Genomic DNA, 13,173 nt, shown 5'->3' on the forward strand with positions numbered 1-13,173 from the left:
GGATAGGCTTTTTTATGGCTGAACATTAACAAAAAGAAAAAAAGGCCAACGTTAATAGTTGGCCTTGCTATCGTAAGTACTTGCTATCGTAAGCAAGGGTATTAAATTGCCCAACCACCCATGTAGAAAACAACTAAACCAAGGGTTATGGCGATAACGCCCACTCGAAGTTTACGCCACTCACCGCTGCATATTCGGCCAATGACTAAGGTGACAAACCCTAGCATAATTCCGGTGACGATATTACAACTTAAAATAATAAAGATTGCGCAAGTTAGCCCTGCCATTGCATCGACTTTATCGTCAAAATCAAGCTTACTGACATTACTTAACATCAGCAGGCCAACATACATCAGCGCGGGCGCGGTGGCATATGCAGGCACTAAATAGCTTAATGGCGCCAAAAACATCATCAGTAAAAATAATACACCAACGATGGTTGCGGTTAGTCCTGTTTTCCCCCCTGCCGCTGTACCTGCAGCTGATTCAATATACACTGCAGCGGGGGCGCCACCGACTGCGCCTGCAAAAATACTGCTTACAGAATCTGAGGTAAGTGCCTTACCTCCACTAATAATATTACCTTTGTCATCAAGTAATTCTGCTTGGCCTGCAACGGCACGTATGGTACCTGTGGCATCAAAAATAGCGGTCATCACCAAAGCCAAGACAATGGGTAGTACTACAGGGTTTAATGCGCCCATAATATCGAGCTGACCAATTAATGATTTATCAGACATTAAATCAGGTAAGGCAAACAAGCCTTGATAGGTCACGTTGGGATCAAACAATAACCCAAATAGCGATAAGCCAATGATCACCAGTAAAATACCGCCTGGTATCCCGCGTCGTTCAAGGCCAATGGTGGCCGCAAGTCCAATAATGGTAGCAATAACGGGCAGGCTATTGATGTCACCTAATTTTACCGGTAAGCCAGCATTGTTAGAGACGATTAATTGCACGCTATTGGTGGCAATCAAAAGTAAGAACAAACCAATACCAATACCTGTACCGTGAGCAATACCTTTAGGTAAATTAGTCAGTACCCACTGACGGATCCCTGTAACACTCACAAAAGTAAATATGAGACCCATAAGAAAAATAGCGCCCAGAGTCACCGGAATTGATATCCCCTGACCCAGTACCATACTGAATGCCGTGAATGCTGTGAGTGAGATGGCACAACCAATGGCCATGGGTAAATTAGCCCATAGCCCCATGAGTAAAGAACCAAAAGCGGCAATTAAGCAAGTGGAGATAAATACTGCCTCAGGGTCGAAGCCTGCTGTGCTAAGCATATTTGGCACCACAATAACCGAGTACACCATGGCTAAAAAAGTTGTTAAACCAGCAATGATTTCTTGTTTTAAGGTACTTCCACGAGCAGAAATGTTGAAATAGCGATCGATAAATGGAGCAGAGGCTGCAGTAGCCTTGGTGGTCTGTTTAGACGTCATAGTAGATAACCTTTGATCTCTTAAATATCAGTTAACCAATGAGTATTCATTGGCTACATAGCTACGGCAGGTAGAGCCCCAAAACCTTATGGTATTGGGTGAGAGATCCACTTAGCGCTATAAGCGTTAGTGACCTGCGATTATTGTAGTAAACAAATGTAGTAAACAAATTTGTTATACACATTATCTGGTAAAATTTACTCTTACCAACATAGCTTTTGTTGGTGCGAAGTTTACAGGATTAACCAATAGCGAAATTTGAAACAGCTAACAGTTTTACGCAACAAGTGTGAAAGTTACGTGAATGATTTGACCTAAGCGATATCGATAGTTAAACAAATCTTTTGATTTGAAAGTCTATGCTATTTAGTTAGTTGATATTTATGACTGCTGCGCTTGAGCAAAACGGCGCTATTGCCTACAATAGCGGATATATTTATTACTACAGATAGCAACCATGACTGACTCAACTGAGAAACTCGCTTTACCTGATCGCCTTTCCGTTAACCCACGTAGCCCACATCATGTGGCTGCCATTTTCGATCACGACATTGGTATTACCGTTAACGGTAAAGAGCGTTTTGACGTTGAAGAATATTGCATCAGTGAAGGTTGGGTTAAAGTGCCGTCTCACAAAGCGTTAGACCGTCGCGGTCAACCGTTAATGATGACAGTTAAAGGCACTATTGAAGCCTTTTACAAGTAAGCTGATTAATCTTTAAATCAGTAGCTTGAGTTAAGATCAAAAAGCATTAGTTTGAGTTGTTAACTTAAAGCATAAAAAAGCGAATCGATTGATTCGCTTTTTTGTTTTTTAATCTCGACGCTTTGTTAGCATTAGACTTAAATTGCGTTCATGCCTGTTTACGACTTAGATTAAATCAAAACGATCAGCGTTCATCACCTTTGCCCACGCTGTAATAAAGTCGCGAACGAATCGTTTTTTATTGTCATCTTGGGCATACATTTCAGCATAGGCACGCAGCTGTGAGTTTGAGCCAAAAATCAAATCTACCCGTGTTGCCGTCCACTTGAGTTTGCCTGTTTGACGTTCACAAATATCGAACAGATTATCTGATTTTGGTTGCCAGCTATAATTCATGTCGGTGAGGTTGACAAAAAAGTCATTACTGAGCACGCCAACATTATCGGTAAATACCCCATGTAATGTATTGCCGTAGTTGGTGCCAAGCACCCGCATACCGCCCACAAGTACCGTCATTTCAGGGGCAGTGAGCCCCATCAGTTGACTGCGATCAAGCATTAACTCTTCGGCGCTGACAATATAATCATTCTTTAACCAGTTACGAAATGCATCATGAAGCGGCTCCAAATCGGCAAAGGAGTCAATATCGGTCATCGCTTGGCTTGCATCACCACGGCCGCGAAAAAACGGCACTATCATCTCATAACCTGCCGCTTTGGCAGCTTGTTCAACCCCGACATTACCTGCTAGAACAATCACATCGGCGATACTGGCGCCGGTATCTGTCGCGATTTGGGCAAGTATAGTTAATACCTTACACAGGCGTGTCGGCTCATTGCCTTGCCACATATTTTGTGGTGCTAAACGAATACGGGCACCATTGGCTCCGCCGCGCATATCTGAGCCTCTAAAGGTTCTGGCGCTGTCCCATGCTGTTGTTACCATTTCGCTAACACTTAACCCGCTGGCGCTGATTTGCTCTTTTACCAATTGAATATCGTAGTGGCGGTTTCCTGCGGGAATAGGATCTTGCCAAATCAACTCCTCATCTGGCACATCAGGGCCGACATAACGGGTTTTAGGCCCCATGTCTCTGTGAGTCAGCTTGAACCAAGCTCTGGCAAAAGCATCAGAAAACTCATCAGGATTATGATAGAAACGCTCGGAGATTTTTCGGTATTCAGGATCCATTTTCATCGCCATATCAGCATCAGTCATCATGGGGTTGTAACGTTTGCTTGGGTCTTCAACATCAACAGGTTTATCTTGTTCTTTAATATTGATGGGCTGCCACTGCCAAGCACCTGCTGGGCTTTTTGTGAGCTCCCAATCGTAGTTAAGTAACAGTTGAAAGTAGCCATTATCCCACTGGGTTGGGTGAGTCGTCCATGCGCCTTCTATACCACTGGAAACCGTATCACGACCAATACCGCGGTTCGCTTGGTTATTCCAGCCCATGCCTTGTTGTTCAATGTCAGCGGCTTCTGGCTCTGGGCCCAGTAGACTTGCGTCTCCGTTACCATGGGCTTTACCCACGGTATGGCCGCCAGCGGTAAGGGCCACTGTTTCTTCATCGTCCATGGCCATACGTTTAAAGGTCACCCGTATATCATGGGCGGTTTTTAGTGGGTCAGGGTTACCATCAACGCCTTCTGGGTTGACGTAAATTAACCCCATCATCACTGCCGCTAGTGGGTTTTCGAGATTACGCTCACCTGAGTAGCGACTGCCTTCACTGCCACTTGGAGCCAGCCAATCTTTTTCAGCTCCCCAATAAATGTCTTTTTCAGGATGCCATATATCTTCACGGCCAAAGCCGAAACCGAAGGTTTTAAGCCCCATGGATTCATAGGCTATGGTGCCTGCGTAGGCAATTAAATCTGCCCAACTGAGCTTGTTGCCGTACTTTTTCTTAATTGGCCACAGTAGCCGACGGGCTTTATCGAGGTTGACGTTGTCAGGCCAGGAGTTAAGCGGGGCAAAGCGCTGATTACCTGTGCCAGCACCGCCGCGGCCGTCAGCAGTGCGGTAAGTGCCCGCCGCATGCCAAGACATGCGGATCATTAAGCCGCCGTAGTGCCCCCAGTCAGCAGGCCACCATGGCTGACTATCTGTCATCAGTGCATGCATATCTAGTTTTAGCTCGGCGACATCGAGTTTTTTAATTTCCTCTTGATAATTGAAGCGATCGCCCATGGGGTTGGTCTTAGCATCATGTTGATGCAAAATATCCAGATTAAGCGCTTTAGGCCACCACTTGGTATTTGGCATGCTGTTGTCGGTCGTAGCACCGTGCATTACTGGACATTTGCCACCAGTATTTGTGGTGTTTTTATTCATAGCTTAACTTCCTTAGTATGTAGAACCCTAAGCCGCTTTTAGCAGCATAGCTTGCACAATATGATTGCCATAAGGCGCAGTACATTAGGTGTTCAGGTTGAATGACTACCCACTTTTTACCTCCCACAATTGGCGTATGATGAAAGCGATAGTCATTGCTTTTCGATATGGCTATCTATCAAGTTAGTTCATAAAGTCAGACTTTGGCGCTTTTAAGCTCAATCGTTTTGATGGTTTTTATCTGAATGGGGGTAAACAAAACATGGCTATCTTTAGTGTTGCCAATTTTTAGGGCATCTACGGTTTGTTGTTCGGTTTAGTCTTTGCTCGTGTCATTGCGGATGGTTAGACGAATAAACTGATAGTGAGTCCAATTGGTGGGATTCACCATTATGAGGTATTTGCACCTCTTGGTTTGCTGAAAAATAACTAAGCATTTGAAATGCAGCCTTGCCATCCGTTGGCGGCACATTAATTTGGTGATTTGATCATGGCTATGGTAGAGAATTTTAAGCAAAGTATATTAAAGTAAAGCAATGGCTCACTCTCTGCTATTTACCCATATTGACACGCAAGTTGAATGAAAACTGATTTTAGCCAATAGCCCCCCACAAAACGCCAGTCATTACTGGCGTTTTTATTATTGGCTTAGGGGTGATTATTGGCCAGTATAAGCTTTACTGCTTTGTTTCTTATCTTAATTAGCAATTATATCCCTGATGGAATGAGCTACGAGAGCCTTAGGCTATTAAGGGACGCATTTACTCCAAATATTGGTCATAATTCTATGAAAAACGAATGTTTCCCATATAGAAAATACCGTATTTAATATTATTCGAGCATTCTCATTGGTTCAAATCTCGCCCACTTAATTTTCTTGTTTATCTAGGTAAGCAAAAAATTTTGATAAATGTTTTTTTATTCACTTTTTTTGCAAAAAAAATCAGGGTTAAACTCTTAAAATAAAGCCTTATCTTATTCTGTGAAAGCGGCATTCCCCAGTTATTTGTAGCGTAAAGACTGTATTAACCCCCCCTTTACAGCAGAGTTATCTTAATAAGGCTTTTTTTCTGTAAATAACTTCACCATGTCTTTGATTATAAATAGGTTGCTTATAAATTATTCCTTACTTTTTGTGTTGACGAATATGATAGCGGGATGTTAAAAAGTTGTTGCTTGGTGATACATTTGTATTACTAAAGAGGTATTTTTTAACAATAATAATTAGCGCATCAAAGGGATTGGAAGATGAAAGATAAGATGTTTAGACGCTCGTTAGTTGCTGCTTCAGTAACAGCGTTATTGGCTTTAAGTTCACCTGCATCAGCAAATAGTGCGGCGGGTTCAATTTATGGTAAAGCGACAACGGGTACTGAAATTACCTATAAAAATACTAAAACAGGTGTTTCACGCACAATCACAGTTAATGATACTGGTCGATTCAATATGAATAGTATTGCACCTGGTACTTATGTCGTTAGTGATAACCTTGGTAATAAGCAGGAAGTCACAGTCGTGATTGGTACAGGTGCCTTTGTATCACTTGCTGATGCTCCAGAGAGATTGAGTGTTGTCGGTTCTCGTATCACATCTATTGATACATCAAGTGTAGAGTCTTCAGCGGTATTTACCTCAGAAGAAATCGCGAAATTGCCGATGGCAAGAAACTCGGTAGCTGTTGCGTTACTTGCACCTGGTGCAATTCAGGGAGGGGATGCCTTTGATAGAAACCTGCCTTCATTTGGTGGCTCTTCTATTGCTGAGAATGGTTACTATATTGATGGTATGGATGTGACCAATTTACGTACAATGTTAAGTTTTGCCTCTGTTCCGCAGGATGCTATTGCACAAACTCAGGTAAAAACTGGCGGTTACAGTGCTGAGTATGGTCGTTCGCTTGGTGGTGTCATAAATGTGGTGACAAAGTCTGGTAATAACGACTGGGAATTTGGTGGTTCAGCTTACTACACTCCAGACGCCCTTAGAGCTTCAGGCAAAGATGTTAGATTATTAGATATCGATGCAAATGGAGATGTATACGACACTTTAGATACATCGAATCAGTATGACTCATTGGATGAAATCGCATATAACGTGTTTGGTGGTGGCGCGATTATTGAAGACTCACTTTTCTTCTTTGCTAATATCGAAGGGAAAAATAAACAGCGTGATAATTATAGTAAAGATAGTAGCTACGAATACAGTAATACAACGCCCAACTATTTAGCTAAATTAGATTGGTTTATTACTGATAATCATTCATTACGCTTTACGCACATTAACAATGTTGAAGAATACGATCGTACTAACTACTTTAACGATTTCGATGATGACGGAAATCCAATTGTTGGTAAGCACGGGGAGCAAACAGGTAAGTTTACATACGAAGAAGGCGGAACGGTTAATATTTTAGCCTATACAGGCCACCTTACAGACAATATTACCTTTAACGCTATGTTTGGTAAGTTAGAAAATACTTATCTTAAAGTACCAAACCTTCCTGGTGACGAATGTCCTGCTGTGTACGATACGACTCCTGGGCAAAACTGGGTGCCAATTGGTTGTTGGAACAAGCCTGGTCAGTTCTATATTACTGACCAAGTCGAAGACAAAGATGAACGTGAAAGCATGAAGTTTGATGTTGACTGGGTTTTAGGAGACCACAGCCTTCGTTTCGGATATGACTCACAGCAATATGATTCAACTTCTCCAGGTACCAATCCATCTGGTGGCGTTTACTATCGCTATGCAACAGCTTATGCGGGTAACAACAACACGATCAATGGTGTTGTACTTCCTGAAGGTACTGAAGCCGTTCGTGTACGCTTGCATGAAACTCAAACAGCAACTTTCGGCGTTGAAAATACAGCTTGGTATATCGAAGATAACTGGCAGTTAAACGATGATATGCTTGTTTATTTAGGTGTCCGTAGTGAGTCATTTAATAATATGGATGGCAACGGTAAAACATTCGTTGAATCTAGTAACCTTATAGCACCTAGATTAGGTTTCTCATGGGATGTAAATGGCGACTCTTCAGCTAAATTATTTACAACCCTTGGTCGTAGCTATATTCCAGTAACAGCAAATACAAATATTCGCTCGACTCGAGTCGAAAACTATAATCAAAGCTGGTATCTATTGCCTGATGGTCGTAAGACTGATGGAACTGAAGCACCAGTAACAATTGGTGATATTATTGGTGAGCCAATTATCGATAACCAAGTACCACAGCCTGAACGTATTGCTGATAAAAACTTAACTCCAATGTATCAAGATGAGTTCATTATTGGTTATCAGCAGTTCTTAACTGACGATTGGAGTGCAGGAGCTAAATTTACAGCTAAAGCACTTCAAAATGGTATGGATGACTTCTGTGGTCATGATGGCTTTACTAATTGGGCTGCAGATAATGGGTATGACAATTTTGACCCTAACTCTATGGCTGGTTGTATGTTGATCAATCCTGGTGAAGATATCACCATTGCAATGGATCTTGAGAATGACGGTAATCTAACGTCAGTCACTACACCTAATTCATATCACGGCTTACCAGAATACAAGCGTGATTATTATGGTCTAGAGCTTACCGCTGATAAAGCAATGAGCAATGGCTGGAAAGCGAGCTTCTCATATGTGCTTTCACGTACCTATGGTAATGCTGAAGGTTACGTAAACTCTTCGTTAGCTCAGGAAGATCCGGGTGCAACGCAGGATTTCGATCACCAAAACTTTATGCATGGATCTGAAGGTTACTTACCAACAGATAGAACGCATCAGTTTAAAGCTTTTGGTTTATATGAAATCACTGAAGAGCTTCTAGTATCAGCTAATATCTCTTTAGTTTCAGGTATCCCGATGAGTTGTCAGGGCTTTGTTAAAACTGACGATATGCTTACAGGTGATGGCACAACAGGTTACGATGCGCCAAACTTCAGTCGATATGGAGCTTCAAGCTTCTATTGTATGAATGACGATGGTCAGCAAGAACTTTCAGAACGTGGTGACGAAGGACGTACTCCTTGGTTGTTTAATGCGGATCTAGGCTTAAGCTATTCTCCTATGTGGGCAGAAGGCTTGAATCTTAAAGCAACAGTGTTCAATGTGTTCAATAATCAAGAAGCTACAACGTTTGATCAAGTGAACGATTATGAACAAGGGTCAACAGCAATAAGCCCTAATTACTTGAAAGCGAGCTCTTATCAATCACCACGCTACGTGCAAATTTCTGCGCACTACAGCTTCTAAAGTTTTTGATAATAAAAAAACGGCAGCCTAGGCTGCCGTTTTTATTTATGACTTTTAGCGTTTAAAATAAATGTGACTTAAACATATAGAGTTTATAGCTCATGCTATAAACACCCAACAAAACCTGCAATAAAGCTAAATTGAACAAAAATATAAAAGATGTAAGTCATGTATCTGCATCATTTAATGTTTACTGAGCTCCACAAAACTTCACTTAGCGTGTCGTACAACTAAAGTACATATAATGCTCTATTATCTTGTACTACTTATGTATGTAATTTCAGTTACTAAAGTGAACCGGTAAAAATTACAGATAGCATGTATATCGCTACATTGCCTGATATGGCCGCTTTAGAGTCATTTTCCTGTGATAAACACCGCTGAATCAAGGGGCTCACATGGTTTGCGCAATATACAAAACCTACCTAGACTGAACATTCAGTTTAATATCAAGTTTCTCCCCATTTAACAGTGTAAGTTTCCGCATAATCAAGCGAATATTAGAATCTATAAGGCTCAATTTTTATGGACTCAAAGGGCAGAAATCAAAGCGATATGGAAGGAATCGACCCTAACTTACGTCAAGGTTTTGTGTTAAATGACATTGTGGTATTACCCGACGATGGTGAAGTGATTGTTCATGGGGAACGGCGTCATTTGCCTCCTAAAGCTTTTGAAATCTTATTATATTTATGTTCAAACCCTGAGCAGTTGCTTTCAAGTCAGCGATTGCTCGCTTTTGGTTGGGGGAAACTTAATCGAAAGCGTAGAAATTTGAGCCATGTAATTAGCGAAATTCGCCACGCCTTAGATGATCACAAAGAGTCCCCTGTTTTTATCCAAACCATTACCCGAAAGGGCTATCGATTAATCGCGACAGTCGCCCCCCTCGATGAAGAGGCGCTTAACCGAAAGCGTGCTGCGTTAAAAGCGCCGTTGTCTACCACGCATTCTGCCGATAGCACACATACACCGCAATGGCACTTAAATATTGCCCTGTTAAAAAACTCTAATTTATTTCGTGTTAGCGTGGCTTTTTCGATTATGACTTGGCTCATTATTCAAATTATAGCCATTATCTTTCCGATTTTTAATGTGCCTGATTGGGGCATTAAAATTGTTGTTTTAGTACTGGTTGTCGGTTTTCCAATATTACTTATTTACACATGGTTTCAGGATATTAAGGTCAAAAAAGACTTATTTAAAGCTGATAGAAATCATCCGAAGAAAAAGGTGTTTTACAAACAGTTGGCGTTTGATTTTTTCTTTATTGGCGCGTTGTCCATTTTAGGTGGCTTTTTATCGCTGCATTTAATTGACTCTATTTATAATGAAAAACCCAAGGTCGCAGCGCTGAAAACTAGCCTACCTATTCAAGATAATCTCATTGCGGTTATCCCTTTTGTGTTTGATGAGCAAAGCCAATTACCACATTATTTTGAATCCACCTTTCAAGGCGAAGTGATTAGCGCCTTAAGCAAGCAAAGCGCTTTTAATTTAATGTCTCAGCGGGCAGTAAATGAAATTCCCCAAAACAGCAAACTATCCACCTATGCCGAAAAACTCGGGGTGCGATATTTAGTCGATGGCGCCATTACTGAAAATGCAGGTGAATTTTCAATAATATTACATATTACTGATATCAAAACGTATTTACAGGTGTGGTCTTCGGTTGTTAAAGGTGATGTCGGCAATATTTTGTTGGTGCAAAAACAAATATATCGTGAGCTTTTTAATGCCTTATCACTGATTGCACAGTCGAGTGAATTAGATAGTCAGGACCTTATCAGCACCGATGATTTCAAAGCTTATGACAGTTATATACAAGGTAAAAGCGAGCTGTTTAAAGCTCCCACTCAGGCCACATTAGCCCAAGCTGAATTTCATTTTATGAAGGCGTTGGCATTTGATGGGGAATTTACCTTAGCCAGCGCTGGTTTATGCCAAACCTATCTAAATCAATACCAGATAAATAAAAAACTTGCGACGTTTGAATCAGCCCAGCAAATTTGTAATGCACTGACTCAGGTGTCGAATTTAAAAGAAGAAGGCTTAGTTGCCTTAGGTAACCTAGAGCGCTTAAGTGGCCGTTATTCACAATCTATTGCGTTTTTTGACGAGGCATTAACCCTTAACCCTAAAAATATTGAAGCAATTATTGGCGCAGCCGACAGTCAGACTCAACTGGGTCACAATGATAAGGCGGTGGATTTATTTGCTAATGCGATTCAATTAGAGCCGGGATACTGGAAAAATTATCAGCGCTTTGGCAATTATTACTTTAATAATGGTCAATATAAAAAAGCCAAAGATAAATACCTTAAAGTCACATTATTAAAGCCTAACTACGCTAATGGCTACAGTAGTTTAGGCGGCGCCTATTTTCTTGATGATGAATTAGAAAAAGCCACTAAAGCGTGGCAAACCGCATTATCTTTAGCACCTAATGCGTTAACTTACTCAAACCTTGGGACAGCACTCTTTTTTAGATATGAGTTTACTGATGCAGCCCAAAGTTATCGTAAAGCCATTAAGCTGAGCCCCAACGACCCTGTGTTGTGGGCTAATTTAGCGGATGCAGAAAAGTTTTCCGGTGATGCCACTCAAGCCCTTGAAAGTTACCAACAAGCCTATAAATTAGCCCGCGAGCAATTTGTAGTTAATCCTAACGACCATGTTATGCATGCCATGTTTGCTCGGTATCAATCAGAGCTGGGGGAGTGTGAACCGGCATTGCAAAAAATAACCTCAACTCAATTACAAGATAGCCCCGATCCATATCTTTTTTATGATATGGCCATAGCGGCGATAAATTGTGATGAAAAACAACTGGCTATTCAGTATATCGATAATGCCCTTAAATTAGGCTATTCGAAAAAGTTGCTGGCTAGAGATATTCAGTTTCAAGGTGTTTACGTCAACATGGCGATGCCATAACGCAATAAAACAAGGAAGAAGGCAATGAATATTACTATAAAACCATTACTCACAGCTCGAGCATTAACCTTAGTTACACTCATAGGTCTATTGGGGATGTTTTCACGACAAAGTCTTGCTGAAGATCAAACCATTAGTTTGGTTGCCAGTGAGTGCGCTGTCACGGTAACACCTAATGAAGGTAGCGGCTGTGAGCAAGGGCAATGTGAAGGGGTTGAAGCGTGTATCTGCGCTAAGCGAGGTGACTTTATCACTTGGAAAATGGCAGATGATATTTTCAGTAAGTTTAAATTAAAATTTACCGAAAACTCACCTCTTAAAGAACAATGTGGCAAGAACTTTAAAAATGGCCAGGTAAAGTGCAAAGTGAAAGAAGAGCTTGACGTTGGGGAAAGCTTTGACTATTTGGTGATGCTTGAAGGCTGTGATGAAGGCACAGATCCACGTATTGTTATTTCGAAATAATAACGGCTCAGTGAAAGTCAGAGTATGCATAATAGGCTGATTTATATGTTAGTTTATAGCTTGTTTTATATTTGGATTTATAAAAATCTGGGCTGGCATGACTTTTATGGGCGCGAAATTGATTATCAATAAACAAATATTACAGATTTTAAGGTCAATAGTCTTACTCCCATTGGCCTGTTTTTCAGCGTCGGCAGCTGAAACTCAAAGGTTTACTTGGCCTAACGGCGAAAAACTAGCAGTGAGCCTTTCTTATGATGATGCCTTAAACAGCCATTTAGACAATGTGTTGCCAGCACTGAATAAGCATCATTTTAAGGGCTCTTTTTATGTTATCTCCACGTCTTCGGTATTAGCGCAGCGAAAGAGTGAGTGGCAAGCTGCAGTTAAACAAGGTCATGAGCTAGGTAATCACAGTATGCAGCATCCTTGCCGCGCCTCATTGCCCAATAGGGGCTGGGTTAAGGTAGAGCAAGACCTTGATCATTATAGTGTCACACAGATGATTGATGAGCTTAGTGCTGCTAATACTTTTTTAAATGCTATTGATGGTAAAACTGAGCGCACCTATACCGTCCCTTGCGGTGATTTACTGGTGGGCAGTGCTTTACGCTTAGATGATGACTCGACTGGTGGTCAAGAGTACCTTAACAAAGTAAACCACCTCTTTACCGCGATTAAAGGCCACGGCGCTGACACACGCTTTAACCCCATCATTTACCCAACCGGCGAAACCGGTAAAGCGTTAATTGCTTATATTAATAATACCTCTACAGATACCTTGCTGATTAACTTAGTTTTTCATGGGGTGGGCGGTGATTACTTATCGGTATCATCCAAAGCTCATGCTGAACTATTGGCTTATTTAGCGGCCAACCGTGACAAGTACTATGTCGATTCATACCTTAACCTGATGAACTATGCAGCCGCTCAGCAATAACACTTTTTTAGATTTGGGTGTTTTAAGCTTTGGCTATATTTAGTGAGAGGCAGTGACAAGTATCATGTGGATTCATACCG

General features: G+C 41.3%; 7 protein-coding genes. 5 read left to right on the plus strand and 2 right to left on the minus strand.

Annotated elements, in window-relative coordinates; genetic code table 11:
- Nucleotides 1-101: 101 nt before the first annotated feature.
- Entirely contained in the window at nt 102-1,457 is a 1,356-nt protein-coding gene (locus BCU94_RS13705; RefSeq protein WP_102476678.1) for an NCS2 family permease, read from the minus strand.
- Between the two features lie 457 nt (nt 1,458-1,914).
- On the opposite strand from BCU94_RS13705, the gene BCU94_RS13710 reads away from it, so the two are divergent.
- On the plus strand, nt 1,915-2,163 hold the full coding sequence (locus BCU94_RS13710; RefSeq protein ID WP_076539562.1) for a DUF3297 family protein: 249 nt from the start codon (nt 1,915-1,917) through the stop codon (nt 2,161-2,163).
- Between the two features lie 165 nt (nt 2,164-2,328).
- Here the strand turns inward: BCU94_RS13710 and katG are convergent, their stop codons facing one another.
- A complete protein-coding gene (gene katG, locus BCU94_RS13715) occupies nt 2,329-4,503 on the minus strand; it encodes a catalase/peroxidase HPI (RefSeq protein ID WP_102476679.1) in 2,175 nt (724 codons plus the stop codon).
- Between the two features lie 1,248 nt (nt 4,504-5,751).
- On the opposite strand from katG, the gene BCU94_RS13720 reads away from it, so the two are divergent.
- From BCU94_RS13720 to BCU94_RS13735, 4 genes are all read left to right on the plus strand, one after another.
- Nucleotides 5,752-8,751 (plus strand): TonB-dependent receptor plug domain-containing protein, encoded by a 3,000-nt coding sequence (locus BCU94_RS13720; protein WP_102476680.1) that lies wholly within the window; start codon nt 5,752-5,754, stop codon nt 8,749-8,751.
- A gap of 525 nt (nt 8,752-9,276) precedes the next feature.
- Nucleotides 9,277-11,688 (plus strand): tetratricopeptide repeat protein, encoded by a 2,412-nt coding sequence (locus BCU94_RS13725; RefSeq protein WP_102476681.1) that lies wholly within the window; start codon nt 9,277-9,279, stop codon nt 11,686-11,688.
- 24 nt (nt 11,689-11,712) lie between these two features.
- Nucleotides 11,713-12,153, plus strand: a complete 441-nt coding sequence (locus tag BCU94_RS13730) for a hypothetical protein (protein WP_102476682.1) — start codon at nt 11,713-11,715, stop codon at nt 12,151-12,153.
- A 241-nt stretch (nt 12,154-12,394) separates the two neighbouring features.
- Entirely contained in the window at nt 12,395-13,093 is a 699-nt protein-coding gene (locus tag BCU94_RS13735) for a polysaccharide deacetylase family protein (RefSeq protein WP_241901132.1), read from the plus strand.
- Nucleotides 13,094-13,173: the final 80 nt, after the last annotated feature.

It is taken from the genome of Shewanella sp. 10N.286.52.C2 (assembly GCF_002874545.1).
GTDB lineage: Bacteria > Pseudomonadota > Gammaproteobacteria > Enterobacterales > Shewanellaceae > Shewanella.

Bases quoted from the DNA above. Each gene is read 5' to 3' on its own strand.
- BCU94_RS13730 (WP_102476682.1), top strand. From the start codon at position 11,713: ATGAATATTACTATAAAACCATTACTCACAGCTCGAGCATTAACCTTA.
- BCU94_RS13725 (WP_102476681.1), top strand. From the start codon at position 9,277: ATGGACTCAAAGGGCAGAAATCAAAGCGATATGGAAGGAATCGACCCT.
- BCU94_RS13705 (WP_102476678.1), bottom strand. From the start codon at position 1,457: ATGACGTCTAAACAGACCACCAAGGCTACTGCAGCCTCTGCTCCATTT.
- BCU94_RS13710 (WP_076539562.1), top strand. From the start codon at position 1,915: ATGACTGACTCAACTGAGAAACTCGCTTTACCTGATCGCCTTTCCGTT.
- katG (WP_102476679.1), bottom strand. From the start codon at position 4,503: ATGAATAAAAACACCACAAATACTGGTGGCAAATGTCCAGTAATGCAC.
- BCU94_RS13720 (WP_102476680.1), top strand. From the start codon at position 5,752: ATGAAAGATAAGATGTTTAGACGCTCGTTAGTTGCTGCTTCAGTAACA.